The organism is Streptomyces sp. HUAS MG56, assembly GCF_058673395.1.
The window spans coordinates 1,250,540-1,275,928 of sequence record NZ_CM178722.1 but is presented as its reverse complement, the minus strand read 5'-3'; the positions used below and the strand labels follow the sequence as shown (position 1 = coordinate 1,275,928).

Here is a 25,389-nt window from a genome sequence, read left to right as displayed (position 1 = left end):
CCGCTTTCGCTCAGGGACGCCACGGCGAGCGGTGGCCGAACGACCTTCGGTCCGGGTGCGGGGCCAGGGACAGCCGCATCAGATGGATCAGTCGTGCTCGATGCGCCGGCTCCGACACGGCCTCGTTCCCGCTGAAGCGCGGCTGTTCCCGCCCCGGCAGCGGACGGATGACGTCGTCCGGCGCGGACGGACCGGCGTCCCCGGGGACGCCGGCCACCGGGAGAGGCGGTGCCTCGAACCAGATGCCGTGGATTTCGCGATGCGGATGGTTCGAGTGGGCGAGAGCGAACTGCCTGAGCGGCGCGACCATCGGCTGCGTCACCGCGGTATGTCGGTTACGTTGATAAAGCACCTGGTCACAGGGGGACCACAAGATGTAACTCACCGGGGACGCTCCATGACCGGCCTGATCGTCGTCCTGCTGCTGGTGGTCCTGGCCACCGCCGTGGCGACAGGTGCCCGGCGCTGGAGCCTGCCCGCCCCCTCGCTCCTCGTGGTCGCGGGCCTGGTCGTGGGACTGATGCCCTGGGTTCCCGAGGTCCGCCTGCCGCCTCACGTGATCAACGTGCTGGTGCTGCCACCGCTGCTCTACGCCTCGGCCGGGGAGATCTCCGTCCGCGACCTGCGTACCGTGTGGCGGCCCGTGACCGGCCTGGTCTTCGGCCTGGTCCTCGTCTCGGCCGTCGCCGTCGGGTACGTGGCTCATGCGATCACCCCGCTCACCGCCGCGACCGCGTTCATCCTCGGCTCCGTCCTGGCCAGCACCGACCCCGTGGCCGTGACCGCGCTCGGCCGGCGCCTGTCTCTCCCACCGCGTGTGCAGGCCATGGTGCAGGCGGAAAGCCTGTTCAACGACGCCACCTCCCTGGTCCTGTACAAGGTCGCCGTGGCCACCGCGGTGTCCGGCAGCGCCATCAGCGTGCCCGGGACCGCCCTGCAGTTCCTGATCCTGGCAGGCGGAGGAGCCCTCATCGGGGCGGCGCTCGCCGCAGTGGTGGCCCTGATCCGCAGACGGACCGACGACCCCATGCTGGAGACCGTCATCGCATTGGTCAGCCCTTACGCCTCCTACGTCATCGCGGAGCAGTCGCACACGTCCGGCGTGACCGCCGTCATCGTGTCGGGGGTCGTCCTCGGCAGCACGCGCCACAAGCTCGGCGACGCCTCCGTCCGCCTCCAGGTCCGCGCCGTCTACGACACCGTGACCTTCCTGCTGGAGAGCGTCGTCTTCGCTCTGATCGGCCTTGAGCTCCCCTCGGCCGTCCGTCATCTCGCGCGCGACGAGCACGGCTGGCCGCTGTGGGTGCCGGTGATCGCCTTCACCCTGCTGGCGATCCGCCTGCTGTGGATCTTCCCGCTGTCCGCCCTGATCCACCACCGGCACGGGCAGGGCGACAACCGCCTGTCGTGGCGGGTCCCGGCCGTCCTGTCCTGGGCGGGCACCCGAGGCGTCATGCCGCTGGCAGCCGCGCTGTCCATCCCGCTGGCCACGCACACGGGGGCGCCGCTGCCGCACCGGGCGCTCATCCTCACGCTCACCACGGGGACCGTCGCGGTCACTCTCGTCTTCCAGGGCTTCACCCTGGCCCCCGTCGTCCGCCGCTCCGGCATCGCGCTGGAACCCGAGCACACCGCCCGCGAGGAGGCCCGGACCCGCCGGCACATCGCCCGCGCCGCTCTCGACGAGCTCAAACTGCTCGGCGATCCGGAACACCTCGCCGATCTGGGCACCGCCGCACAGGGCGCGCTCAAACAGGCCCGTCGTCATCTGGAAGCCCGCATCCACCAGGTCGAAGACGCCCACTACAGCGACCCGGACGCCCGCCCCGCCGACGCCTACCGCGAGATACGCCGCACACTCATCGCCATCGAGGCGGCCGAACTCCAGCGCCTCTACCAAGCGAACAAGATCAGCCACGACACCCGGCGCCGGATCCAGTACGAACTCGACCTCGAAGAAGCCAGCCTCCGCCCCCGCGACTGACTGCCGGCTTCAGCAGCCCCCTCATACGTTGGTGCGGAACCGGACAAGACCTCGGCAGCGGCCACGGCGTCGTACAGGGCGCGGAACAGGATCTGATCACGGCCCCTGCGCGTCACGCGCTAAAGATCCGCCGACGTGTTGGCGGAACCGACGCGGTCGGCCCTGGCGACGGCTGCTGCGGCGGCTCGCTCGATCTTCGCGCAGTGGGCTTCCCAGAAGGCCGGATCGTCCTGCGGGAGCGCGTATTCAGCTGTCGTCCCTGTCGAGTTGTCGAGCTGCTCGCGCAGGATGTCGGCGTGTCCGGCGTGCCGGCTGGTCTCGGTGAGCATGTGGACCAGGACGTTGAACAGCTTCACGTCGGGGCGTGGCCACCAGGGCACGTGGCCGGGGGAGTCGATGGCGAGGGCCGTGATCGTCGCGTCCGCGTGCTCCCATACACGACGGTAGCGATCGATGATCTCCTCACGCGTCTCGTGCTCGGTCGCCCACATGTCGGCGCCGCGTTCCCCGGCGTCGTCCCACCGGGGCAGCGGTTCGGCGAACGGCCGGTCGAAGACTTCGCCGAAGTACCTGGACTCCCAGACCGACAGGTGCTTGACCAGGCCGAGAAGGTTGGTACCCGTGGAGGTCAAGGGGCGGCGGACGTCGTACTCGCCGAGCCCGTCGAGCTTCCAGAGCATCGCTTCGCGCAACACTCGGAGTTCGCCGTGGAGGTAGTCCTTCATCAATGCATCGATCACGGAGCACGAGCCTGCCATGCGGCCCCGACGGGCTCAAGGCGTCCACTCCCGGGGCAGATGCAACTGCCGGTCCGGCGGACACGATGCCGTGTCGGTGGCGGCATGGACACTGTCCGCGACCTGGCAGTTCGCCCGCTTCCCCACAGCCGCGCAGCCCCGCAGTACTGGGGGCCACCCCGGCATCGCCGCGGACAAGCTGCGATGCACGTTCGCCGCGGCCGGCTGGCAGGTCATCGTCCTCAAGAACGCCACCCGCCGCAGGAGTTGTTCGCGCGACCGGACGGGGAGGCACTGCGTGCGAAGCCACGCCGACCTCGGTGTGAGCAGCCATGCCTCCGACGACACGCGCGACGCCTTGTTGTCCGGCACCGTCATGACCAGGTGCCGGTCGCGATGACGCGCCGGCCGCCGGTTCCGAGCTGCTGTCGGGGGAGACCGGAGGAGGCCTGCACGGCCGTGCTGGAGGGGATACTTCCGTCGGCCCGTGGCCTCGGGCAAGTCGGGCGAGAGGCGTCGCGGGAGGGCCGCGCGTCGTGCCGCGCCCGCAGACGGCGGAAGTCCTCGTCCGCCTTCAGCTCGGCGACGAACCGCGCGGTCCCGGTCTCACGCGGGTCGGCATCCTCGTGCAGGGCCGCGTCGCGGTCTGCGCGGCGATCTCCGGTCATTCCGGGAGCAGTTGACGGACCTCAGAGGAAAGGAACATGTCCCGGGCCAGGTCGTGCCCGGGTTCATACATCGGGGCAAGTGCGCGGGCCCGCTTGTTCGCGGCCAGCACGTCGAACCGCCGGTTGCGCACGTACGCCGAGCCGTCCACCCACGTGTCGAGCAGTTGGTGCACGTCCGGGGCGACCTCGGTCTCCGAACGCCGTACGGGATCCAGGGCGGCGAGCGCGCTCATGCATGCCGAGGCGTCGGCGTCCAGCTCCAGCGATTGCCCGAGCGCGTCCCCGGTACCTGCGGTGAGGGATGCCGGTCGACGCCCTGTGCCAGCCGGGTCGTCCCGGCGCCGACCGGAGGCGGGCAGCTCCGCGGTCGTCGACGAAGAAGTCACCCAGGAGATGGGTGACGCGGTGTTTCCGCACCGTGTGGATGATCCCCTCACACATCAGCGCCGGCCCTGTCTCGCAATGCCTTGCCCCTGGCCGGGTCTCTCGCATAGGCGATGTCACGCAGGCGCAGTCACTGGGGCTCCTTGCCTTGGCTCTCGCTCGCGCCTTGTCGGTCGCGCGGAGGGCGGGGACGGTGCCCCGCCGGGGACCGACGTGTGTGCCGTGCGGCGTCAGGCCGCGTCGTACTGCTGGGTGGGCGCGCTGGTGGTGTCGGTGAGGTGGGCGCGGGTGGCGCGGGTGCCCTTGGCGAGGAGGGCGGTGGTGCGGGCGACCAGCATGCCGATGGCCAGGAAGATCAGCGCGTCGGTGAGGGCGTCGCCGGTGATGCGGTGCGTGAGCATCCAGCGGCCGAGCTGGGCGGGGAAGATGTGCACGGAGGCGTACGCGAACAGCAGCCGGGCGCCGATGACGACGGTCCACAGCGCGGCGTAGGGGGCGCGGCCGGTGGAGAAGGGGGCCTTGTGGTCTTCGTCGTAGCGGACCTTGAGCAGCGCGGCGGCGAGCAGACCGAGCAGCAGGCCGGCGGCCAGGCCGATGATCTCCAGGGTGAGGCCGTTGCCGTGGGTGGCGATGTTCTTGGCGAAGATCGGCACGACCGCCGCGGCGAGCAGGATCGGGCGGGCGAGGCGGAGCCAGGCGATCTTCTTGTAGCCGAGGTCGGCGTGGAGCACGGTGGTCAGGACGGCGAGGTTGACGATCCAGACGCTGGCGTTCATGGCGGGTCCTTCGCGGTGTGGTGGTGCCGGGGACGGGCTGACGTCCTCGAAGCTACGAGCGGGGGCGGGGTCGGTTCGTCGGTCTGTGGGTGGGTGCCGGGTGGAGTCCGGGTTGATGCCGCTGAGCTGCGTGAATGCCCTCTCGGTTGGGTGGTGGCGCATACGCGAGCGCCCCTGGGAGCGGATCCCGGGGGCGCTGGGTGTGGTGGTCCGAGGGCGGTCGCTCAACCACGGGAGGTGAGGCGCTTGACGAGACGGACGACGAGGCCGATCAGCATGGCGTTTCTCCCTTCACAGCATGGAAAGTCCGGGACGGGTACGGGCGGAGCGGAGCGGGGATCAGCCGCGGCGCTTGAGTGCCTTGACGAGACGGACGAGGAGACCGATCAGCATTGCTGAACTCGCTTTCGGTGGGCGTTGTTTGGGGTGCCTGACTGGTTTCCACGCTAGGTACGCGGCCGGGGCGGTCGCGTCAGCGTGATGGTGGAGCGCGGGTGGAGACCGGGTTGACGCCGCCGGTGGTCGCCGGGTGCGTGGACGGCAGGCGCCACCGTCTTTTCCCCGTGCCGGGTGGTGCCCCTGCGGCCCGGCACCAGCACTGATGGCATTGATGCGGGGCGCGGTAGGGTCCGTTTATCGCGTCAGGCCCAACCCGAGCTGTCCGGCCCGGCCGGCGCTCGCCTGCTTGTTCCGGGAGTCCGCATGCCCGCCGCCGTCCCCGCGCTTCGCGACCGGCCTGCCTATCTGTGGGGCATCCGCGTCATGCGGCTCGCCGGTCTGGCGGCCCTGCTCGCCGCCACCGCGCACGCTCATCCACCCGCCGGCTGGCACGGCCGGGGACTGGCGATCTCCTGCGCGCTGGGAGTGACGGCGGGCGGGTGGCTGCTGTGGATCGCCGCGGAGCACCGGCAGCGACTGCTGACCACGGCGCTCGCCGCGACGGCGCTGGGCGGGGGTGCCCTGGGCGGACTGTCCCCGCACTCGCCCGGCATCGCCGCGGCGCCCGTGGGGGCGATGGTCGCGGCGGCGGCCCTGGCCCCCGAGACATCCATCGCGATCGCCGTGGCCGCGTCACTCGCCCTCGCCGTGACCACCATCGTGGTCGGCGGGGGTACGGCGGTGATGCTCGGCTACCTGGTGCTCATCGGTGCCGGTCTGGGGACGGGCTTCATCCGTCTCGGCTACGTCGAGCGCGCCGACCAGGCCGAAGCCCTGCTGGAACAGACCCGCCGCGCCCAACAGGCCGAGGCCCAGGCCGCCGTCCTGCACGAGCGCACCCGGATCGCCCGCGAGATCCACGACATCCTCGCCCACTCCCTCGGCGCCCTGTCCATGCAACTCGAAGCCGCGCAGGCACTGCTGCAGAAAAGCCCGGCAACCAGCGAGGACCCCGCCCTGGGCAAGGCCCTCGGATGTGTCGGCCGGGCCGGCGACCTCGCCCGCGCGGGGCTGACCGAGACCCGCCGCGCCGTCCATGCCCTGCGCGAGGACAGCGCACTCCTGCCTGAGCTACTGGCCCGCCTGACCACCGGGCCCGAGCAGGACGGCACCGCCCCGGCCGTCCGCCTCCAGGTCCAGGGCACTGTCCGCCGACTGGAGCCGGACGCCACCCTCGCAGTGCTGCGCACCGCACAGGAGGCGGTCACCAACGCGGCCAAACACGCCCCCGGCCAGCCCGTCACGCTCACCCTCGTCTATGCCGAGGACCACACCACGCTCACCGCCGCCAACCCACTGCCCGACGCCGCCGCTCCCCGGCCCCTCGGCGCCAGCGGAGCCGGCTACGGACTGACCGGGCTGCGCGAGCGCGCCCTGCTGGCAGGCGGCACCCTTCACACCGAAGTCATGGACAACACCTGGCGGGTGTGCGTCACAATTCCCAGGTGACCGGTACCACCTCGCCCATTCGAGTCCTCGTCGTCGACGACCAGGCCGCCGTCCGGGAAGGACTGGCGCTGCTGCTGGACACCCTCCCGGGTGTCGAGGTCGTCGGCCAGGCCGAGGACGGCAACGCCGCCGCCGCGCTCGCCCGCGACCTCCAGCCGGACGTGGTGCTCATGGACCTCAACATGCCGCACTGCGACGGCATCGAAGCCACCACCCGCATCCTCGCCGACCGTCCGGACATCCGCGTCGTGGTGCTGACCACCTACGAGGACGACACCTCCATCCTCGGCGCCCTCCAGGCCGGCGCCCTCGGCTACCTGACCAAGGCCGCCACCCGCGCCGACATCGGAACGTGCCGTCAAGGCCGCCGCAGCGGGTCAGGCCGTCCTCGACCCCGCTGTACAGCGCACCCTGCTCGCCGCCGCCACCGGCACACCCGCCCCGGCCACACCCGCCGACTCCGCCCCGGACGATCTCACCGCCCGCGAGGCGGACGTACTGCGCCTGATCGCCGAAGGCCGCTCCAACCGGGAGATCGCCCGCCAACTCGTCGTCAGCGAAGCCACCGTCAAGACCCACATCAACCGCATCTTCACCAAGACCGGAAGCCGCGACCGCGCCCAGGCCATCCGCTACGCCTACACCCACGGCTACGCCGAGCCCGGAACGAGCACGTGACCACCCACCCGACGACACCACCGACGACACCCCCGACGCCGACCCGCTCCGGGCTCCCACGCTGGGTCGGACCGCTCTATCTGGCCCTGAGCGCGATCCTTCTGCCCTGGATCGTCTACCTCTCCCTCTCCCTGCCGGGACGCCAGCTCTCCGAGCACTACCGCATGGCCTGGGTCGGCTTCGACGTCTTCCTCCTCGGCCAGCTCGCCCGTACCGGTGCCTACGCCCTGCGTCCCCGCCGGCGCGACCGCGTCCCTCCGCACGCCGCTGCCAGCGCCGCCATGCTCTGCGTCGACGCATGGTTCGACGTCACCACCAGCACCTCGCACGACCTGCCGCTCTCCCTCCTCCTCGCCGCGGCCGTCGAACTCCCCCTCGCCGGCCTGTGCTGGTGGCTCGCCAGCCGCCCCCGCACCTGAGCACCCAGTCCAGCGTCCTGCCTCTACGCGCATCGCCGCACAGTGCAGGCACAGCCGCCGATCACGCACTGGGATATTCGCGGCCAAGTGACTGCCCGTCAGGTGGCCGCGAGCGGCGAGCGTGAGGCGGCCGACGGCGCGAGGCCGCGGCGCTCGGGCGGAATCGCGGTCGCGGGCGAGGACAGTACCTGTCGCTGCCCGAGGAGTTCGTCGTGCTCTCGTACCGGAGTTCCGGCACGGTGCACGAGGTCCGGCGGACGGAGACGGGCTGTGCGGTGGCCGAGCTCGGTGAACTCGGCTCCCACACGGCCCCCCACTGCACCGTGACGCTCTTGTCGAGCATGGTCTGCCGAGCCCCGGACACGACACGATTCTCAGGAGGCCGAGCCACCACCCGAACTCACGCGTCGGCGCTGCTCTGATGGGCCACCTGCGGGCCGTCTGCCACGGCGAGAGCCCGCCGGATGCGCACACGCTGTTGCTGCTCGACCTCGTGAAGGCGCCCAGTCGAGTGAACGGAACGATCCGCGGTTGACCGATCGGGAGTTCATCGGCCCGGCTTGCCGTGGGCTCCCGCCGGCCGGGAGGCGGGCGGCGGTGGCGTGAAGAGTGCCCGGACGGTTTCGGCGGCCAGTTCGCGCAGCCAGGTGTGGGCGCGGTCGTCGTCGTAGCGCTGGTGCCACAGCAGGTACAGCGGGACGTCGGGCAGTTGGAGCGGCAGCGGCAGGGTGATCAGGCCGAGCTGCTCCCGTGCCGTGCGGGTGACCGCCTCGGGAAGGGTGACCATCAGGTCTGTGTCGAGAGCGAGTTGCAGTGCGAGGGCGGCGGTGGGCCCGGCGGCGACGACGTGGCGTTCGTGGCCGAGCGTGGTCAGGGCGTCGTCGATCGGGTCGCGCAGGCGTCCGCGGCGCGAGACGGTGAGGTGTTCGGCGGCCGCGTAGCGCTCGACGCTCAGCGGGCCTTCGGTGAGCGGATGTCCGGGACGGACGGCGACGACCAGGTGGTCCCGGCCGACGAGGCGGTGGCGGATGTCGGGGAGCGTCGGCCGGCTGGAGCTCGATTCGAGGTCGACCTCGCCCCGGCGCAGCTCGGGGGTGTCTGTGCCGGGCTCGGCGGGCAGGCGCAGCTGGACGCCGGGGGCCTGGTGGTGGACGGCGGTGATCAGGGCGCTTGCGCAGGCGGCGGTGAGGGCGTCGTGCCAGCGCACCGTGAACACCCGCTCCAGAGCCGACAGATCGAGTTCCGCTTGCTCGGCCAGAAGGTGGTGGGCTTGCTGGACGAGGGCGTGGACTTGGGCTCGCATGGCCAGTGCGCGGGTGGTGGGGACCATGCTGCGGCCGGTGCGGACCAGGATCTGGTCACCGGTGGCCTTGCGGATGCGGCCCAGGGAGCGGCTCATCGCCGGTGCGGTGACATGGAGGCGGGCCGCTGCCCCGGCGACACTGCCCTCCTCCAGCAGCGCGTCCAGGGCCGTGAGCAGGTTCAGATCCAGTTGCATGAGAGTAACTCTACGAGTGAAAAGCATGCACTTGTTGTTAATCATCGGGCCGCCTACCTTCGAAGTGCGGTCGCGGGCCAAGCCGCCCCGCATCGACCGAACCCCAGGGAGCCCGTCATGAGCACAGCCGTGCCGTTCGACGCCGACGCGCCGCTCATGTCCGACGTGACCGCCGCGGTGAAGACCGCCGGCCGCACGCTGCGCGACCGCTACACCACGCACGCCCGAGGCGTGAGTCTGAACGAGGTCGTCGACGAGATCCACGCCAACGACGACGCAGTGCTCGACGTGCTGCGCGAACCGCTCCTGCGGGCCCGGCGAGGATCGCACTGGGCCGACGACGAACTGGCCGGAGGCGCGCTCCCGCCCGGGGAATGGTGGGTCGTCGACCCGGCCGAGGGCAACGTCAACCACGTCCACGGCATGCCGGACTGGGCCGTCACGGCCACTCTGGTCCGCGACAATCAGCCGGTCCTCACCGTCGTCCACCTGCCGCTGACCGGCGACACCTACACCGCCGTCGCGGGCCACGGCGCCCAGCTCAACGACCGGCCCCTCAAGGTGTTCGCCAAGACCGAGTTGGCCGCCGCACTCGTGGGCACCGGCCAGGCCAAGCCCGGCGAGGACATGGACACCTTCCGCCGCATCGGCGAGTCGGTCACCGCCATGCTCGTCAACGGCCTTGTCGTACGGGTGTCCGTGCCCGCCACGATGCAGCTCATCCACGTCGCCGCCGGACGCATGGACGCCTTCTGGCAGTTCTCCGACGTCCGCTCCGGCCTGGTCGCCGGCGCCCTGCTGGTCCTGGAGGCCGGAGGCACCGTCACCGACCTGGCGGGCGAACCCTGGAGCACCGGCAGCCGCGACTTCCTGGCCGCCGCCCCCGGCATCCACACCCCCGCCCTCACGGTTCTCAAGCCGATCGCCTGACCGCGCAGCGGCCTGTATCCCTCCGTTCGTGCCACCCGACACCGCAAGGAGCATCGCCTCATGACCAGCATCGGCATCCTGGGCGCCGGCCGCGTCGGCGCCAACCTCGCCGGCAAACTCGCCGCGACCGGACACCACGTCGTGCTCGGCCGCCGGAGCCCGAAGGAGGAGACCGCACAGCCCGCCGAAGACGCGGGCCCCCGCGTCTCCTTCGCCGACCAGCGCACCGCCGTCCGCACCGCGGACGTCGTCATCAACGCGACACCCGGCGACAGCACCCTGGACCGTCTCACCGACCTGCGAGCCGAACTCGCCGGAAAGATCCTCGTCGACGTCTCCAACGCCACCCGCGACGCCGACGACGGCCTGCCCGGCGACCTCGTCTACCCCGGCAGCAGCCTCGCCGAGCAACTCCAGGCCGCCCTGCCCGACACCCGCGTGGTCAAGACCCTCAACACCATGCTGTTCATGGTCATGACCGCCCCCGAAACCCTGGCCACCCCGCCGACCGTCTACGTCTCGGGCGACGACGAGGACGCGAAGAAGACCGTCACCGGTCTGCTCGGCGACCTCGGCTGGCAGAGCACATGGATCGAGGACCTCGGCGGCATCACCACGGCCCGCGCCACCGAGGCCATGGTCCTGGTGGTGCCCCACGTCCTGCGCCGGCACGGCTTTGCGCCCTTCGCCGTCTCCCTCACCCGCTGACCTCACCGGGGCCAGGCGGGAAACCGTCCGCGACGTCGTTCGCGCCGCAGACCCAACTCGCCTTCCGCGCCGCAGCCCTGGGCCCCGCCGCCTGCACGCACATGTCGTACGACAACGGCGGTGTTCCGCGCGGGCGAGGTTTCAGCCGCTCCATCGGTCCGCTGGGCAGTTTCGCTGTGGCCGCGAACGTCCAGACCAGGAAGGTGGCGAGCACAGGCGCGGCCGCGGGGTGAACCGCGGCCGCGCCGAAGCCGGTTCGCGCGACTGCGGCAGGGGCGAGCAGGAACAGGAACACCGCCCACACGACTTCCGCCAGGAACGCGAGGGACAGCCTGGTACCCGCAGAGCCGCCCGGCCGGGAGGGATCGGCCACGCTCCAGCAATCGAGCCAGTACGACGATGAGCAGCAACGTGCCGACGAACAAGCCGAGTTGACGCAATGGAGCACGCAGGGCGGCCCACATCGTGGGGTGGCGGCCGGGAGACGCACTCCAGACGAAGACCGTGAAGACGACCGGCGCGCTGACGATGAGCAGCCACGGTGTGGACAGGAGCGCGCCCCAGCGGTCCGTGATCGAGTCGCGTATGTCCTGCGCCGAGCCGAGGGCCACGACATCCGCGAGTGACACCGCGATCGCCGCGTAGGTTCGGAGCCTCTCGACGCGCTACACGTCCGGATCGCGCACCGAGTCGGAACCAGCGCCACGGAGGAACAGGCGCCAGGCGGCGCGGCGGGCGCTGCGGGCGAGGCGGTACAGCCCCATCACGGGAGTCAGCAACAGCAGAACCGGTGACAGCAGAAGCAGTACGCCGCCGGGCAGACGGCCGAGGAGCCCGAGCAGCGCGGGCCAGTCCCGGAACTGTTCCGGGCCGCCGGGGCCGGGGGACGGAGGAACGGGCACCCCGTTCTGCGCCCGGGCCGGAAGTGGGCCACTTCCCGGTCGGATGGAGATCAAATTCTGCACACCTCGACCTCGGGCACCGCTATGCCTTCAACGCGTCACCGGCAAGACGCGCGTGCCCTGCGAAGCGGTTCCCGCATGATCGGCCACCACCGCGTCCGGCGACCTGCGCTTGCGTTTGACGGCTCGGATGATCTGGCGGAGGTCGGCCGCTGTGAGGTTTCCCAGATGCCGTTTCACGAGCGACCGCGCCTGGTTGCGGGTTACAGGAGCTGGGCGCCGTCGCGGTGGTGCGGGCCGCGGGGCCCGTAGTCGACGTCGGCTCCGTGGTTGCTGCTGGCAGCGATCGGGGCGGGGATGTCGTGGGGGTCCATGACCGACTCGATGAAGATCATCTTGTCGTTGGGTGCGCTCATGGCTTTGCGCAGGTCGTCGGGGGTCTTCACGACGAAGGAGCGCGCCGTGGTGTCCGGGCACAGCACCTTGGGCAGTTCCGCGTACGCCCAGGCGGCGATGTCGTTGTAGCGCTCGTCCCGACCGAGGTAGCCGCGCTCGATGGTGTATCCGCCGTTGTTGATCAGCAGAACCACGGGCTTGTGGTCGTGTCGCATGATGGTCGACAGCTCCTGCGCGGCCTCCTGGAAGGAGCCGTCGCCCACGAACAGCAGGTGGCGGCGCTGCGGCGCAGCGGTCAGCGTGCCGAGCAGCGCCCCGACCGAGAAGCCGATGGAACCCCAGTTGACCGAGCCGACGAACGTGCAGCTCTCCGGCAGTTCGACGCCGAACAGCGCGTACGAGGTGCCGTTGTCGACCAGGAGTACGTCGCCGGGCTTGACGTACTCCTGCACCGCCTTCCAGTACGCCGTCTGGGTGAGCTTCGCGGAGCCGTCTGCCGCAGGCGGCTTCGGCGCCGCGGGCTTGCGGACGGTGCGCTCGGCGACCGGCGAGACGGCGTCGATGACACCGCGCAGAACGTCCTTGAGGTTCACCGCCTGGAAGTTCGCGACCCCGACGTCGGCCGAGTGGCTGCGCAGGTGGATGGACTCGGCGGGCAGCTTGGCCGAGAAGTCGCCGGTGGTCACCTCGATCGGCCGATAGCCGATGGTCAGCAGGCGCTCGCTGCCCTCGACCGCCTCGATCGTCTCCGGCGCGCTCGCCCTGCCGTTGTAAATGCCCACGTAGTTGGGCAAGGTCTCGTTGATCACCGCCTTGGCAGTGCTGCACGCCGCGATCGGCAGCCTCAGCTTCTCGGCCAGCTCCGTCACCTCCGCCGCGACGCCGAACCGGTCGACGTCCAGGTCCACGAGCATCGCCGCCGACTTCGCCCCGGACAGGAAGCTCGCGACCGCGGCGACACAGGAGCGCAGCCGCTCGGGATCGCTCGGCGGCTGCTCAAGTACCAGCGGTTCGGTCGGGACCTCGATCTCCAGGTAGGCGATGTCGGAGGGCACCTCCATGTAGACCGGGAGCTTCTCCCGCCACGCGGTCGAGATCAACCGGTCGATCTCCATCGCCGCATTGCGCGGCGTCAGCCTGACCTGGGCCGCCGTAACCTGCGAGAAGGCGCTGAGGAAACGGTCCCAGGTGCCGTCGGCCATCGTGTGGTGCATGCCCAGATTCCGCTCGATCGACCTGAGCGGGATCGATCCGCAGACGGCGACGACCGGGACGTGCTCGGCGTAGCATCCGGCGACCCCGTTGATCGCGCTCATCGCGCCCACGGCGTTGGTGACCAGGAACGCGCCCATGCCCTTGAGCCGCGCGTATCCGTCAGCCGCGTAGGACGCGTTGAGCTCGTTGCAGTTGCCGACCCACTCCATCGCGCCGCCATCGTGCATCTGCTGGAGCAGTTCGAGGTTGTAGTCACCCGGGACGCCGAACACGTGGCCGATCCCGGCCTCCGCCATGCGGCGGAGCAGGAAGTCGCCGATCGTCATCCGTTTGGTCTGGGACGAAGGCATCGCAGTGGTCTCCTGATCGAAAAGGTCATGATGGGGCTGGCCACACCCCCCTGGCTCGGATCAGCGGGTACTACTCCGTGACATGTCCTTCAGACAGCCGGCCGACGGCTTTCCCATACTCCCCGCCGTGCCGGACCGACGCGCGCGGACCAATCCGGCCGAGTGAACCGGCTCGTGCGGTCGCACAACACCGTCCAGGCTCATCTGGCCATCTGGTCAGCTTTCGAGGGTGAGGCCGGTGCCGGCGAGGCGAACGTCGATCAGGTGCGGCCGCTGTGACCCGGATCCTGCTTCACGAGCGACCACACTCTGTCCTGCGGACTCAAGGCAGGTGCGTGGCTGGAGAGTTGGAGGACGGTGAGCCAGTCGACGTGCGTGCCGAAGAACGTGCACAGCGGATCAGCCGGGTGCAGGCGCAGGTTGTCCCAGACCAGCACGATCGAGCCACCCAGCTGGATGTGCTCCCGTACCAGCAGATCGCGCGGGTCCCGCCAGCCGATCCCTTTCGGCGGCTCTGACGCCTCCCGGTACTCGCGGACCGGACAGAACAACCGGGACCATTCCCTCGCTTTGGAGCACGTCGTCCGGCCATGGACACCCGACCTGGGCCCCGGCCGCGCCCCCGCACCACCGGCGTACAGCCTCCGCGACCCCAGCTCCTCGCACGCGGCGGGATCATCGACTGCCCGGCCTGATCCTCGAAGACCACCCGGGCGTCGCGCTCCGCCGCGATGATCTCACCCGCGGCCACACCTCCTGCTCCCACACCTCCACCCCTCCCTTGTCGCGCTCGATCGCCCGCCGGGCCGGCTGCTGCCACGACCAACCGCTGCTGCCGCAGCAGCCGCCGGGTGCCCTCCACCGTGTAAGAGACGTGCAACGACCGGCCGATCACCGTCTTGATCCGCGCGAGCGTCCACCACTGATCCGCCCACCCGTGTACCAGCGGCCAGCGCTTCAACTCCTGCTCGAACCGGGCCATCTGCGTCCCGCTCAGCCGCGGCCTACCCGAGTAGCCTTGCGCGGCGCCCCCGGCCGCGCTGCCCTGACGGCACGCACGAGGACTGAGTGTGACGACTATGCGATGCTCGGGCGCCAGGTGTCCGAGCTCAGCCATTCGGCGGAACCTGGGAGTGGCCAGACTGGTGCGCGGGAGCGCTCCAGCTGGCGAGGAGCCTCAGGCGGTCTGCGGAGGGGGAGCCCGGTTCGGCGGTGTAGATGCCGAGGGTCTGGTCGGGGTCGTCGGTGGCGGTGAAGGACTCGTAGCCCAGGACGAGGTCGCCGACGAGGGCGTGGTGGTAGTGCTTGGTGCCGTGAGTGCGCTGGAAGACGTCGTGATCGGCCCACCAGCGGCGGAAGTCGGGGTCGCGGAGGGAGAGTTCACCGACGAGGTCGGCCAGGGCGGGATCGTGAGGGTAGCGTCCGGCGTACAGGCGCAGGGACGCCACCGCTCCGCGGGCGCCGTCCTCCCAGTCGGCGTGGAGCGTGCGCACCTGCTCGTCGAGGAAGATGAGCCGGGCCATGTTGCGTCCGCGTGCGGGCAGTGTCTCGAAGTCGGTATAGAGGGCGCGGGCGAGGTGGTTGCTGGCCAGCACGTCCAGACGCCGCCCCAGGACCAGGACCGGGACGTCCGTGAGCGTGTCCACCAGCAGCCGCAGGCCGGGACGGACACGCTGCGGCGGCAGCGGGCGCGGACGGGAACGGGACGGGCGCGCGATCCGGAAGAGGTGCGCGCGCTCAAGATCGTTCAGTCGAAGGGCGCGCGCGATAGCGGCGAGGACCGCCTCCGAGACGCCGGCGTGGCGCCCGCGCTCAAGGCGGATGTAGTAGTCCACGCTTACGCCGGCGAGCTGGGCGACCTCCTCGCGCCGCAGTCCGGGCACCCGCCGGGTGCCGGGATGCGGCGGCAGGCCCGCCTCCTCGGGGGTGATCTTCGCACGGCGTGAGCGAAGGAATTCCCGTAGCTCCGCATTCAGCTCCTGACCCATGGCACCACGGTAGATCCGGCAGACCCCGGCGCGGAGCCGCGAGGGGGGCCCTGCTGGACCCCTGGTCGGATCAGGCTTCTCACCTCGGCCGACGGCCGTGTTTGGCTGGCAGCACAGCACCACAAATCCAGGAGGCGATCTGCGATGAAGCGCAGGATTCTCGGCGGCACCGGCATGTCGGTGAGTGAGTACGCACTCGGCGCGATGATGTTCGGCGCCATGGGCAACACCGACCACGACATGTGCATCGGCATGATCCACACCGCGCTCGACGCCGGCATCAACCTCATCGACACCGCGGATGTCTACTCCGGCGGGGAGTCGGAGGTGATCGTGGGCAAGGCGCTCAAGGGCCGCCGCGAAGAGGTCGTGCTGGCCACCAAGTTCGGGCTGCCCATGGGAGACGACGCCAACCGGCGCGGCGGCTCGGCCCGCTGGATCCGGCGCGCGGTCGAGGACAGCCTGCGCCGACTGGACACCGACCACATCGACCTCTACCAGATGCACCGCCCGGACCCCGACACCGACATCGACGAAACCCTCGCCACCCTGTCGGACCTGGTCCGTGCGGGGAAGGTCCGGGCCATCGGCGGCTCCTTCTTCGCGCCCGAGGAAACCGTGGAGGCCCAGTGGACGGCCCAGCGCCGCGGCCACCACCGCTTGCGCACCGAGCAGTCCCCGTACTCCATCCTCACCCGCGGCATCGAGAGCCGCGTGCTGCCCACCGCCCAGCGGCACGGCATGGGTGTGCTGACCTTCGGCCCGCTCAACTCCGGCTGGCTCTCCGGCCGCACCGACCCCACCACGGGGCACCGCAACGCAGGGCTCGGGGCGAAGATGTTCGACCTCTCCCAGCCCGGCGTGCAGGCCAAGGCAGACGCCGTCCAGAAGCTCACCGCACTGGCCGCCGAAGCCGAACTGCCGCTCGCCCACCTCGCCGTCGCCTTCGTCCGCTCCCACCCCGCGGTCACTTCCGTACTGATCGGCCCCCGCCGCCCCGAGCAACTCGCCGATCTCCTCACCGGCGCCGACGTGGAACTCGGCGACGACATCCTCGACCAGATCGACGACATCGTTCCGCCCGGCGTCGACGTGAACCCGGACGACTTCTACATCGACCCCACCCCGCCCATCACCGACAAGCGGCTGCGCCGCCGATGACGCAGGGCAGTGCGACTGCTGACGACATGCACCTCGTTGTACCACCGGCCCTGACCAGCAGACACGCCCTTTCCAGAGGAGCCCAGTCGCCTGATCGGTCCCGCCATGACGTCCTGTGCCGGGCAGTCCGCCTATGCAGCGCGCCCGCATGGCGCAGCCTGGCCCGGGCCTTGACCGGCTGCGGGACGTCAGCGCGCAGATCAGGAATGGTTGACCGTTTCAACTGCCCTTCCCGGTTGTCGAACCAGAGGTCGCTGTCCATGGCCAGCTCCCGGATCATCCGCTTGACCAGGGGCAGCGCCGCTCACAGCCGCTTGTTGTAGCTCGACTGTTGAGGGAGGTAGGGGACCATGCCGGTCAGGTGCTTGCGGGCGAAGCACAGCCAGCGCGCCTCGGAGCGGTGGCCGAGCAGGGCTTGCGCCACGGCAAGGCGGACGAGCCCGGAGTCGGTCAGCAGCGGCGGCCGTCCCGTCCACCGAGTCCCTCCGATCTCGTCGTCGAATTCCACCTCCAACGCGGTCAAGAGCCGCCTGCGATGCCAACGCCGCGAAAATGTTCGGCCGCTGCGAAGAACGCACTGGCATCACCCCGTTCATGAACCTGGTCACCCAGGTCATGAGCACCGAACCCGATGCCAGCGCCAAGCGCGTCTTCTGGATCGTCGACAACGGCTCCTCCCATTGAGGTAACACGGCTCCGACCGGCTGGCTGCAGCGTTCCCGAACACGGTCATGGACCACACCCCCGTGCACGCCCTGGCTGAACCAAATCGAGATCTACCGGGCTCGACCGCCACACCGTCGGTCACCACGAAGAATCCTCCGGCGCACTGGCAGCGTGATCAACCCCCGAAGGACTTCCAGAGCCGACCACTGTGGGGCGTGTCTGAAAGATCGTGTAAGTCCGTGATGTGACAGGCTGGTCAGGGCTCTGACCTGGGGCCTTTGGCCAGCCGGGACGGACGGACATGAACGACAACGAGATCCCGGCCGTCGAACCGGCCGAGGACAAGCTCGTGGATGAGGTCGTCGAGCGGCTGCTGGACCGCGCCGACGCCTCGGGCGCAGCCCTGCTGGGTGACGGCGGGCTGCTGACAGAGGTGACCCGGGCCGTGCTGGAGCGGGCCCTGGACGCGGAGATGACCGATCACCTCGGATACGAGAAGCACGATCCCGCGGGCCGCGGCTCGGGCAACAGCCGCAACGGCACATCGCTGAAGACGGTGCTGACCGATGCCGGCGCGGTCACGCTGGCCGTTCCGAGGGATCGTGACGGGTCCTTCGCGCCTCAGCTGGTACCCAAGCACGCCAGGCGACTTGCGGGCTTCAACGAGCAGGTCCTGTCGCTGTATGCCCGCGGCATGTCGGTGCGCGACATCCGCTCGCACCTGGCCGGCCTGTACGGCGTCCAGGTCTCACCGGACCTGGTCAGCAAGGTCACCGACGCCGTCACCGACGAGCTCGACGCATGGCAGAACAGACCGCTGGACGCCGTCTGGCCGATCATCTACATCGACGCGCTGTGGGTGAAGATCCGCTCCGGGTCCGTGGCCTCCCGGCCGGTCTACCTGGCCGTCGGGGTGGACATGGACGGCTGCAAGGACGTGCTCGGCCTGTGGGCCGGCGACGAGGGCGAAGGCGCCACGACCTGGATGACCGTGTTGTCCGAGCTCCGCAACCGCGGCGTCGAGGACGTGTGCATCGTGGCCTGCGACGGGCTGAAGGGCCTGCCCGACGCGGTCACCGCGACCTGGCCCAAAGCCACCGTCCAGACATGTGTGATCCACTTGATCCGTGCCTCGCTGAGGTTCGCCTCCAAGCAGCACCACACCAAGCTCGTCTCGGAGCTGAAGGCCATCTATGCCGCCCCGACCGAGCAGGCGGCCGAGCAGGCCCTCGCCGACTTCGCCGCGGGCGAGCTGGGCCAGAGGTATCCCGCGATCGTGAGGACCTGGCAGGCCGCGTGGAGCGAATTCACCCCCTACCTCGCCTTCCCGCCGGAGATAAGGAAGGTCGTCTACTCGACGAACCTGATCGAATCGATCAACGCACGGCTGCGGAAGGCCACCCGCAACCGCGGCCACTTCCCCTCGGAACAAGCCGCGCTGAAGGTGCTCTACCTCGCCGTCCGCGAGCAGATCACCCCCAGAGCACGCGATGTCAACCACGTCGCGGCACACTGGAAGAAGGCACTGAACCAGTTCTCACTCTTCTTCGAGGACCGGCTCAACACCAAGTGAAATCCGAGGACTTACACAAAGTTCCGTACGCGTCCCCACTGTGAAGCAGTTCTGCCGGTCGGCCTCACCGGCGGTGGCGATCACCGGCCGGGAGGTGGCTTGGCCGTCTTCGTGCCCCGCCCGGTCCGGCGACTTCCCCCGGTACGGCGTCAGCCCAGCGGGTCGGTCGTGTCGCGGAGCATGGTGAGGACGGGGGCGTACATGCGCGTCTTGATGGTTCCGAGGCTGTCGCCGGCCTTGCTCGCGTGAGCCTCGGCGAGTTCGAGGGCGGCGGTGCGCAGGGCGTCCTCGTCCACGGCCTGATCGACGATTCCGGCGGCGGCTGCTTCCTGGGCGCCGAAACGACGGGCGGAGACCATGGCGTGCTGGGCCGTCTGCGGGGTCAGCCGGGACTGGATGAGGGCGGACATGCCCGGAGTGAAGGGGATGTTGATCTCTGCCTCGGGCAGGCACCAGAAGCCCCGGTCGGCGCGCATGAGACGGAAGTCGTGGGCCAGGGAGAGCATCGCTCCGGCGGCGAACGTGTGTCCCTGCAGTGCGGCAACGCTGATCAGCGGGAGGGACAGGAACCTCGCGAACAGACCGTGGACCGAATTGACGTAGTCCACGCGCTCGTCGCTGTGTGCGGCGAGCCACTCGAGATCCAGACCGTTGGAGTAGAACTTCCCTGTCGCAGCGGTCACCAGGGCGCGGGGACCTTCCGACTTCTCCACCTCGTCGAGAGCTGCGTCGACCGAGGCGATCCAGTCGGGGTGGAAGCGGTTCTCCCCGTCACCGAGGTCGAGAACGAAGACGGCGTCGTGGCGGTCGAGGGTTGGCATGAGGGCTCCTTGGGGACGTTTCGGTGGGGCAGGGCACATGGGTCGGGTGGAGTTGGGTTCTGCTGGGCCGCACGCCGGTGCCGCAGGCTGGCACCTGCCGGTGGACCGGGCCGGTGGGCGCTGGAGGAACGAGGCGATGCCTCCGGCATGCGTCTCTCCGCCGCCGGAGCGGAGGTCAGCTGAGAAGCGTTCGCCGGGCCCGGTGACGCAGGGTGGCTGCGGCCAGCAGGACCAGCGCCGAGGTCGCACCGGTGAGGAGGATGGCGGTGAAGGCCGGCACTCCGGGGAGCTCGGACGCGTGGATCCAGCGGATGGTGAAGTTGGTGGATGCCGCCACCGGGAAGCTGAAGATCCACAGGCCCGGATGGAACGCGGGCTGGCGCAGCTCGGGCAGGAGGAAGACGACGAGGAGGACGGTGAAGAGCAGGGTTCCGGCGAAGCCGTAGCCGACGGTGTCGAAGACGCCCTTGTGAGCGGCGGTCCAGGCGATTCCGCCGGTCGCCGGTGGGATGGTCAGGACGGTGAGGGCCGGGCGGGCGGGCCCGGGCAGGGGGCCACCGGTGACGAGGCTGCCGAGGATGACGGTGCCGAAGGCGAGCCAGTACAGCAGCCCCACCGCGAAGGCGGCGTCGGCGACGCCGGGCAGCCTGAGCGTGGAGGCGACGGCACTCGCCACGAAGGGTGCGGAGGAGAGGGGCAGCAGATAGCCCGGGTGCAGGGCGGTGGTGCTCAGGGCACCTGTGAGCCAGTGGGCCAGAAGGCGTGCGGCGAGCAGGGCGGCCACGGTGAGGAATATCGCGTAGACCCAGCGTGCCCCCGTGAGCCCGAAACGGGAGAAGTGGCCCGCGATCAGCATGCCGATGAGGGGGACGTATGCGAGGGCGAAGCCGTCGCCGGGATGACGCATGTCGTGGCGCAGGTTGCGCCACCGGGTCCCGCCATGGCGCAGGTACTGGGCCAGCAGCACCAACCAGACGAGGCCGCTGACGGTGAACAGCGCGTCGCTGACCTGTAGAGCGGACGGAAAAGTGGTTACCGCTGCCTGCCAGGCCCCGCCGAGGCCGGCGGCGCCGAGGGAGACGGACAGCAGCCTGATCCGTGCGGCGCGGGTCGCTTGGGAACCGTAGGCGTCGGAGACGATGTCGGCGGCTGGACGCGCGGGCCCGCTGCCGCGCGGGGCCGTGCTGGTGTGCTCTGTCGTGTCGACCATGTCGGTCATGGGGGAACCTCAGGGGGATTGCCAGGGGCGCGGGCCCGGACTCGCCGGCCCGGCGGCGCAGGTCGTGGCGTGGTCAGGCGTCCATGTTCAGGACGACGCGGAAGCGTGCCTTGCCCGAGAGCATCCGTTCGTAGGCGTCCAAGGCCCGGGTGAAGGGCATGGTCTCGGTGGCGGGGCGGATGCCGTGGGCGAGGCTGAAGGCGAGGTTGTCCTCGTTCTGGATCGACGATCCGGTCAGGCTGCCGACGATGCGGCGGGTGCCGAAGATCAGGTCGGCTGTGGCGACCGTCAGCGGGTCGGGGGCGGCGCCGACGACCACCAGCGTGCCGCCCGGGGCCAGCCCGCGGACCAGGGGGTTCATGGACGTACCGCTGGATGCCGTGGCGACGATGACCGAGGCGCCGCCCAGGTCGGCCAGTGCCGTGCCGGGGTCGGTGCCGGTGCTGTCGATGTACTCGTGGGCGCCCAGTTCCCTGGCGAGCTTTTCCTTCTCCTGACCGCGGGCGACGGCGGCCACACGGTGTCCGAGGCTGCGGGCGTACTGCAGGGCCAGGTGACCCAGTCCGCCGATCCCCTGCACGGCGACCAGGGCGCCCGCGGGGGTGGGGGCCTGCTGGAGCGCGGTGAGGGTGGTCAGTCCGGCGCACAGCAGCGGGGCCGCCTCGATGGCCGGCATGCCGTCGGGGACGCGGACCAGTCCGCTCGCGCGGGCGTACGTCACCTCCGCGTATCCGCCGTCGACGGTCGTGCCGGTCTGTTCCTGGTTGCGGCAGTTGACGAAGTCGCCGCGGCGGCACGGTTCGCACTCCCAGCAGTTCCCGTTCAGGAAGCCCACGCCGACGCGGTCGCCTGGCCGCCAGGCCGTGACGCCCGCGCCCACGGCATCGATCACGCCGACGATCTCGTGGCCGGGGACGACGGGGCGTGAGGGGTCGGGGCGCAGTCCTTCCACGGCCAGTACGTCGGAGTGGCAGACACCGCATGCCTCCACCCTGAGGCGGACGTGTCCGGGCTCCGGTTCGACCAACTCGCGCTCGACGAGCCGGAGCTGGTGGACACCGGTCGCCTCGAATGCTCGGTAGGCGGACATGACGTTTCTCCTCGGTGCTGCCTCTGCCGACACAGGGAGGGCGGGGCTGGGGGCGGGAACCGGCATCCAATATGACCGGTCGCTTCAATATGACCGGTCGCTTTAAAATTAGTCAAGCAGGTCCGAGGACAGAGCCGGGCCACGATGCCGTCGTGGGCGGGAGTCACTCCCCGCGGCCTGGGTTTGACCTGCGGTAAGGCGACCGGACATATTGAACCCGAGGTGGTGGTGAGGATGGCACGCGCGTCCAAGCGCGAGGAGATCGCGCAGGCAGCCCTGGAGCAGTTCCGCACACGGGGCTTCAATGCCACCGGCATCAGCGACATCACGTCGGCTGCCGGGGCTCCCAAGGGCTCGTTCTACAACCACTTCGCCAGCAAGGAGGAGAGTGCTCTCGAAGCACTGAGCCGCTACGCCGCCGAGTTGCGGTTCGACCTGCTCGACACGCCCGGACGCCCCGCGCTGGAGCGGCTGCGGGCGCACTTCGAGTTCCTGGGCGCGGACACGGTCGCCAGCGGCTTCGCCCGCGGATGCCTGGTGGGCAACCTCGGCGCCGAGGTGGCGGACCACTCCGCGGAGATCCGCTCCGCCGTCCAGGGCGGCTTCCAGCGGTGGGCCGCGCACATCCGGCGGGTGCTCACCGAAGCCCACGAGGCAGGTGAGCTGGACGCCGCTCTCGACGTCGAGGAGGCCGCGCTGTTCATCCTCAGCGCCTGGGAGGGCACGCTGATCGCGGCGCGGGCCGACAAGTCCTCCGCTCCCTTCGACGCCTTCTTCCACATGGTCTTCGGCGTCCTCCTGCGGTGATCACGACCGGCCGCTCCGTACACGACTCGTCGCCACAGCGGCCTATGGGCGCTGTTGCGGGAGGCATTGCTCGGTCCAGACCGTCTTCGCGTCGTTGGTGTAGCGGATGCCCCAGTTGTGTGCGAGCTGGGCGCAGATGAACAGGCCGCGGCCGCCCTCGTCGACCGACCGTGCGTGGCGCAGCCGCGGGGCGGAGGTGCCGCGGTCCTGGACCTCACAGGTGAGGGCGCGGTCGTGGATGAGGCGCAGCAGTACGGGTGGGTCGCCGTACCGAAGGGCATTGGTGACCAGCTCGCTGACGATTTCCTGTGTGTCGTAGGCGGTGTCCTCGTCCAGGCCCCAGGCCGCGAGTTGGTGCCGGGCGTGCCGCCGTGCGAGGGCAGGGGCGGTGGGCTCCGCGTCCAGCGCCCAGGTGGCTACGCGGTCGGCGGGGAAGGGGCGGGTGCGGGCGAGGAGGAGGACGGCGTCGCCGGGCAGGGTGTCGGCGCGCAGCCGGTACAGGACGTCGTCGCACAGGTCCTGGAGGGGCCGATCGGTGTCGGCGAGCATGCGCCGGAGCGACTGCGGTTCGCTTGTGCCGTCCTCGCCCCGTACGGCGGACAGGAGCGAGGCCGTGTAGAGGGCGAGCACGTCTCCGTCGGCCAGGGCGACGGTGGTGGTGGCGTACGGGGGCCCTTCTCCGACGCCGAGGGCACCACCGTTGGCCGGCTCGACCACTTGGGTGCTGGGACCGGGGCCGACGATGACGGGCGGCGGGTGTCCGGCGGAGGCTATGGCGCACGTGTGAGTGAACGGATCGTAGAGCACGCACAGGCAGGTCGCGCTGAGGGGCTGCGTGCGCAGGGGATCGCCCCGTGGCAGCGCCCTGCGCTCGCGCACGAGACGCGCCGTGGCGTCGTCGAGCCGGGCGAGGAGCTCGTCGGGTTCGAGGTCCAGTGCGGCGAGCGAGGCCATGGCGGTCCGCAGTTGCCCCATCGTGACGGCGGTGTGGATGCCGTGCCCTGCGACCTCCCCGACCACCAGGAGCGTTCGGGCGCCGGGCAGGGCGCAGGCGTTCGACCAGCCGCCCGCACCCCGTTCGTCGGTCACATGCAGGTTGGCGGTCTCGATCGCGGTCTGCGACGGAGGTGCGGGAGGCAGCAGATGGCGCTCCAGTGCCGCCGCGATGGTGTGCTCGCGGGTGTAGCGGCGGGCGTTGTCGATACCCAGGGCGGTGTGTGTGGCCAGTTCCAGTGTGAGGGCGAGTTCTTTCTCGTCGAAACCGTCGGATCGCTTGGTGCGATAGAGGCTCAGCAGCCCGAGCACCTTTCCACGCAGTGTCAGTGGTGCGACGAGCAGGGCGTGCGCGCCGGATGCGCGAATTGCCTCGGCCCGCGCCGGATCGGCCGCCAGCCAGGGCGTGTCGGGGCCCAGGGCAATCGTGCGGGGCCTGAGGTCGGCCAGGGCCTGCGCGTACGGGGTCGGAAACGGCAGCGCGCGGACGTCTCCCACCGGATGCGCCCTGGCCTGCCGGTCACCGCCGCTGTTCCCGAAGGCGGCCCGGCGTAGCGGCACATCCCGTCCCAGAGGACTCAGCGGTGGCTCCTCTCCCCGCACCACAGGCTCCACCACTTCCACCACGGCGACATCGGCGAACCCAGGAACCAGAGCGTCGACCAGCCCCTGGCAGGTGGCCACCACATCCAGGGTCTGTCCCACCCGCTCCCGGACGGCATACAGGGCCTGGACTCCGCGGTGTGCCTTCTCCTGACCGGTCACGTCGTGTGCCACGACCACCGCCCCCGGTGCATCGTGCAGGGGCAGCACCGAGACGGTGTGCGTGTGCTGGGGCACGCTCTTCGGTTCAGCCCGCATCACGTGGTCCGTCATCGACGTACCGTCCGTCATGGCCTGGCGCAGGATGTGCGCCAGTTCGCCGGGGGATGAAAGGGGCCACACATCGGGCAGGGGGCGTCCTTGGATCTGCCGTGCGCTCGCGCCGGACAGGGCCTGCGCGGGAGCGTTCGCCGACACGACGTGCAGCTCTTCGTCCACCACGAACAGAGCCCCTGCCATGTGGGTGGACACCGCATCGAGCACCGCGCTCTCGATGCCGGGAGCCATCCCGTCCGCAGGTAGGAGGAAGATCCTCCACGTCACCGAACCGTCCTCGCTCAGCACCGGCTGCACGCGCAGGCCACCGTCGGCGACTCCCGCTGCGCCATCACGCAGGGCGTCGTGCCCGCCGCGCTCCGCGGCATCACCGCCCGGTGCGGCGACAGGGCTGACCAGGTCGGTCACCGGCCGCCCGATCACCTCGCCCGCCGGGTGCCCCAGCAACTCCTCCGCCTGGTGGCTCCACTGCACGACCACGCCTTTACCGTCCACGATCATCAGCGGCGTCTCACCGGCCACGGCAACCACCTCCGTCTTCCAGCTTGCCCGGTGGCCAAGGGCTGCGCCGCCGCAGATCGACTCCCAGCTGCGGCTCTGCACGAAGGGCGCTTCGAGAGAACCGTTACGACCGCCACCGCCGGACCGCATCGAAGCGCG

At 70.4% G+C, this 25,389-nt stretch carries 22 protein-coding genes and 4 pseudogenes; 9 read left to right on the top strand and 17 right to left on the bottom strand.

Going from position 1 to position 25,389, the window contains the following annotated elements:
- Positions 1-10: 10 nt before the first annotated feature.
- Positions 11-322 (bottom strand): hypothetical protein, encoded by a 312-nt coding sequence (locus AC4OXY_RS06515; protein ID WP_491993399.1) that lies wholly within the window; start codon positions 320-322, stop codon positions 11-13.
- Between the two features lie 75 nt (positions 323-397).
- Between AC4OXY_RS06515 and AC4OXY_RS06510 the strand changes: the two genes are divergently transcribed.
- Positions 398-1,984, top strand: coding sequence for a Na+/H+ antiporter (locus AC4OXY_RS06510; RefSeq protein WP_402070262.1), 1,587 nt, complete (start codon positions 398-400; stop codon positions 1,982-1,984).
- A 119-nt stretch (positions 1,985-2,103) separates the two neighbouring features.
- Here the strand turns inward: AC4OXY_RS06510 and AC4OXY_RS06505 are convergent, their stop codons facing one another.
- The 5 genes and pseudogenes from AC4OXY_RS06505 to AC4OXY_RS06485 all read right to left on the bottom strand — a co-directional run bounded on the left by AC4OXY_RS06505 (position 2,104) and on the right by AC4OXY_RS06485 (position 4,549).
- Positions 2,104-2,724: a DinB family protein gene (locus AC4OXY_RS06505; protein WP_362823925.1), complete on the bottom strand. Its 621-nt coding sequence runs from the start codon at positions 2,722-2,724 to the stop codon at positions 2,104-2,106.
- A gap of 42 nt (positions 2,725-2,766) precedes the next feature.
- A pseudogene (locus AC4OXY_RS06500) lies at positions 2,767-2,877 on the bottom strand (transposase); the annotation flags it as partial.
- Positions 2,878-3,095: 218 nt separating this feature from the next.
- Positions 3,096-3,389, bottom strand: a complete 294-nt coding sequence (locus AC4OXY_RS06495) for a hypothetical protein (protein ID WP_491993398.1) — start codon at positions 3,387-3,389, stop codon at positions 3,096-3,098.
- Complete coding sequence (locus AC4OXY_RS06490; protein ID WP_491993397.1) at positions 3,386-3,775, bottom strand: MmyB family transcriptional regulator; 390 nt, start codon at positions 3,773-3,775, stop codon at positions 3,386-3,388. Before AC4OXY_RS06490 ends, AC4OXY_RS06495 begins: the two co-directional genes overlap by 4 nt.
- Before the next feature lie 228 nt (positions 3,776-4,003).
- Positions 4,004-4,549: a hypothetical protein gene (locus AC4OXY_RS06485; protein ID WP_356040098.1), complete on the bottom strand. Its 546-nt coding sequence runs from the start codon at positions 4,547-4,549 to the stop codon at positions 4,004-4,006.
- Positions 4,550-5,251: 702 nt separating this feature from the next.
- On the opposite strand from AC4OXY_RS06485, the gene AC4OXY_RS06480 reads away from it, so the two are divergent.
- The 3 genes and pseudogenes from AC4OXY_RS06480 (at position 5,252) to AC4OXY_RS06470 (ending at position 7,533) form a co-directional block, all read left to right on the top strand.
- A complete protein-coding gene (locus AC4OXY_RS06480; RefSeq protein ID WP_402070269.1) occupies positions 5,252-6,436 on the top strand; it encodes a sensor histidine kinase in 1,185 nt (394 codons plus the stop codon).
- A pseudogene (locus AC4OXY_RS06475) lies at positions 6,433-7,114 on the top strand (response regulator transcription factor). The gene AC4OXY_RS06480 and the pseudogene AC4OXY_RS06475 overlap by 4 nt, the downstream one beginning before the upstream one ends.
- Complete coding sequence (locus AC4OXY_RS06470; protein WP_356040090.1) at positions 7,111-7,533, top strand: hypothetical protein; 423 nt, start codon at positions 7,111-7,113, stop codon at positions 7,531-7,533. Before AC4OXY_RS06475 ends, AC4OXY_RS06470 begins: the two are co-directional and overlap by 4 nt.
- A 547-nt stretch (positions 7,534-8,080) precedes the next feature.
- Here AC4OXY_RS06470 and AC4OXY_RS06465 read toward each other — a convergent pair.
- Positions 8,081-9,031: a LysR family transcriptional regulator gene (locus tag AC4OXY_RS06465; protein ID WP_491993396.1), complete on the bottom strand. Its 951-nt coding sequence runs from the start codon at positions 9,029-9,031 to the stop codon at positions 8,081-8,083.
- A gap of 117 nt (positions 9,032-9,148) precedes the next feature.
- Here AC4OXY_RS06465 and AC4OXY_RS06460 point away from each other — a divergent pair, with 117 nt between their 5' ends.
- Positions 9,149-9,961, top strand: coding sequence for an inositol monophosphatase family protein (locus AC4OXY_RS06460; RefSeq protein ID WP_491993395.1), 813 nt, complete (start codon positions 9,149-9,151; stop codon positions 9,959-9,961).
- A 60-nt stretch (positions 9,962-10,021) separates the two neighbouring features.
- The gene (locus AC4OXY_RS06455; RefSeq protein WP_491993394.1) at positions 10,022-10,669 is read left to right on the top strand and encodes an NADPH-dependent F420 reductase; all 648 of its coding nucleotides are present in this window, start codon (positions 10,022-10,024) and stop codon (positions 10,667-10,669) included.
- Here the strand turns inward: AC4OXY_RS06455 and AC4OXY_RS06450 are convergent.
- The 5 genes and pseudogenes from AC4OXY_RS06450 to AC4OXY_RS06430 all read right to left on the bottom strand — a co-directional run bounded on the left by AC4OXY_RS06450 (position 10,659) and on the right by AC4OXY_RS06430 (position 15,520).
- Positions 10,659-11,042: a hypothetical protein gene (locus AC4OXY_RS06450; protein WP_491993393.1), complete on the bottom strand. Its 384-nt coding sequence runs from the start codon at positions 11,040-11,042 to the stop codon at positions 10,659-10,661. The two genes, AC4OXY_RS06455 and AC4OXY_RS06450, sit on opposite strands and share 11 nt — an antisense overlap.
- 292 nt (positions 11,043-11,334) lie before the next feature.
- On the bottom strand, positions 11,335-11,571 hold the full coding sequence (locus AC4OXY_RS06445; RefSeq protein ID WP_491993392.1) for a hypothetical protein: 237 nt from the start codon (positions 11,569-11,571) through the stop codon (positions 11,335-11,337).
- A 263-nt stretch (positions 11,572-11,834) separates the two neighbouring features.
- Complete coding sequence (locus AC4OXY_RS06440; RefSeq protein ID WP_491993391.1) at positions 11,835-13,532, bottom strand: alpha-keto acid decarboxylase family protein; 1,698 nt, start codon at positions 13,530-13,532, stop codon at positions 11,835-11,837.
- A 275-nt stretch (positions 13,533-13,807) separates the two neighbouring features.
- Positions 13,808-14,592 (bottom strand): annotated as a pseudogene (locus AC4OXY_RS06435) (winged helix-turn-helix domain-containing protein); the annotation flags it as partial.
- A 49-nt stretch (positions 14,593-14,641) separates the two neighbouring features.
- Complete coding sequence (locus AC4OXY_RS06430; RefSeq protein ID WP_376295539.1) at positions 14,642-15,520, bottom strand: helix-turn-helix transcriptional regulator; 879 nt, start codon at positions 15,518-15,520, stop codon at positions 14,642-14,644.
- A 144-nt stretch (positions 15,521-15,664) separates the two neighbouring features.
- On the opposite strand from AC4OXY_RS06430, the gene AC4OXY_RS06425 reads away from it, so the two are divergent.
- Positions 15,665-16,681 (top strand): aldo/keto reductase, encoded by a 1,017-nt coding sequence (locus tag AC4OXY_RS06425; RefSeq protein WP_491993390.1) that lies wholly within the window; start codon positions 15,665-15,667, stop codon positions 16,679-16,681.
- A gap of 235 nt (positions 16,682-16,916) precedes the next feature.
- Here the strand turns inward: AC4OXY_RS06425 and AC4OXY_RS06420 are convergent.
- A pseudogene (locus tag AC4OXY_RS06420) lies at positions 16,917-17,204 on the bottom strand (IS982 family transposase); the annotation flags it as partial.
- A 444-nt stretch (positions 17,205-17,648) separates the two neighbouring features.
- Here AC4OXY_RS06420 and AC4OXY_RS06415 point away from each other — a divergent pair.
- Positions 17,649-18,920: an IS256 family transposase gene (locus AC4OXY_RS06415; RefSeq protein ID WP_491991204.1), complete on the top strand. Its 1,272-nt coding sequence runs from the start codon at positions 17,649-17,651 to the stop codon at positions 18,918-18,920.
- A 149-nt stretch (positions 18,921-19,069) separates the two neighbouring features.
- On the opposite strand, the gene AC4OXY_RS06410 is transcribed toward AC4OXY_RS06415, so the two are convergent.
- The 3 genes from AC4OXY_RS06410 to AC4OXY_RS06400 all read right to left on the bottom strand — a co-directional run bounded on the left by AC4OXY_RS06410 (position 19,070) and on the right by AC4OXY_RS06400 (position 22,050).
- Complete coding sequence (locus tag AC4OXY_RS06410) at positions 19,070-19,741, bottom strand: enoyl-CoA hydratase-related protein (RefSeq protein ID WP_491993389.1); 672 nt, start codon at positions 19,739-19,741, stop codon at positions 19,070-19,072.
- 175 nt (positions 19,742-19,916) lie between these two features.
- On the bottom strand, positions 19,917-20,960 hold the full coding sequence (locus tag AC4OXY_RS06405) for an SLAC1 family transporter (RefSeq protein WP_491993388.1): 1,044 nt from the start codon (positions 20,958-20,960) through the stop codon (positions 19,917-19,919).
- Between the two features lie 73 nt (positions 20,961-21,033).
- Positions 21,034-22,050: an alcohol dehydrogenase catalytic domain-containing protein gene (locus AC4OXY_RS06400; protein ID WP_491993387.1), complete on the bottom strand. Its 1,017-nt coding sequence runs from the start codon at positions 22,048-22,050 to the stop codon at positions 21,034-21,036.
- A 234-nt stretch (positions 22,051-22,284) separates the two neighbouring features.
- Between AC4OXY_RS06400 and AC4OXY_RS06395 the strand changes: the two genes are divergently transcribed.
- On the top strand, positions 22,285-22,857 hold the full coding sequence (locus AC4OXY_RS06395) for a TetR family transcriptional regulator C-terminal domain-containing protein (RefSeq protein ID WP_362817037.1): 573 nt from the start codon (positions 22,285-22,287) through the stop codon (positions 22,855-22,857).
- Positions 22,858-22,899: 42 nt separating this feature from the next.
- On the opposite strand, the gene AC4OXY_RS06390 is transcribed toward AC4OXY_RS06395, so the two are convergent.
- Positions 22,900-25,251 carry a SpoIIE family protein phosphatase gene (locus AC4OXY_RS06390; RefSeq protein ID WP_491993386.1) on the bottom strand — a complete coding sequence of 784 codons (2,352 nt, stop codon included), beginning with the start codon at positions 25,249-25,251 and terminating at the stop codon, positions 22,900-22,902.
- Positions 25,252-25,389: the final 138 nt, after the last annotated feature.

Coding starts and splice junctions, on each gene's coding strand:
- AC4OXY_RS06430 (WP_376295539.1), bottom strand. CDS start 15,520: ATGGGTCAGGAGCTGAATGCGGAGCTACGGGAATTCCTTCGCTCACGC.
- AC4OXY_RS06440 (WP_491993391.1), bottom strand. CDS start 13,532: ATGCCTTCGTCCCAGACCAAACGGATGACGATCGGCGACTTCCTGCTC.
- AC4OXY_RS06485 (WP_356040098.1), bottom strand. CDS start 4,549: ATGAACGCCAGCGTCTGGATCGTCAACCTCGCCGTCCTGACCACCGTG.
- AC4OXY_RS06480 (WP_402070269.1), top strand. CDS start 5,252: ATGCCCGCCGCCGTCCCCGCGCTTCGCGACCGGCCTGCCTATCTGTGG.
- AC4OXY_RS06510 (WP_402070262.1), top strand. CDS start 398: ATGACCGGCCTGATCGTCGTCCTGCTGCTGGTGGTCCTGGCCACCGCC.
- AC4OXY_RS06410 (WP_491993389.1), bottom strand. CDS start 19,741: ATGCCAACCCTCGACCGCCACGACGCCGTCTTCGTTCTCGACCTCGGT.
- AC4OXY_RS06495 (WP_491993398.1), bottom strand. CDS start 3,389: ATGACCGGAGATCGCCGCGCAGACCGCGACGCGGCCCTGCACGAGGAT.
- AC4OXY_RS06400 (WP_491993387.1), bottom strand. CDS start 22,050: ATGTCCGCCTACCGAGCATTCGAGGCGACCGGTGTCCACCAGCTCCGG.
- AC4OXY_RS06395 (WP_362817037.1), top strand. CDS start 22,285: ATGGCACGCGCGTCCAAGCGCGAGGAGATCGCGCAGGCAGCCCTGGAG.
- AC4OXY_RS06425 (WP_491993390.1), top strand. CDS start 15,665: ATGAAGCGCAGGATTCTCGGCGGCACCGGCATGTCGGTGAGTGAGTAC.
- AC4OXY_RS06465 (WP_491993396.1), bottom strand. CDS start 9,031: ATGCAACTGGATCTGAACCTGCTCACGGCCCTGGACGCGCTGCTGGAG.
- AC4OXY_RS06415 (WP_491991204.1), top strand. CDS start 17,649: ATGAACGACAACGAGATCCCGGCCGTCGAACCGGCCGAGGACAAGCTC.
- AC4OXY_RS06405 (WP_491993388.1), bottom strand. CDS start 20,960: ATGACCGACATGGTCGACACGACAGAGCACACCAGCACGGCCCCGCGC.
- AC4OXY_RS06460 (WP_491993395.1), top strand. CDS start 9,149: ATGAGCACAGCCGTGCCGTTCGACGCCGACGCGCCGCTCATGTCCGAC.
- AC4OXY_RS06455 (WP_491993394.1), top strand. CDS start 10,022: ATGACCAGCATCGGCATCCTGGGCGCCGGCCGCGTCGGCGCCAACCTC.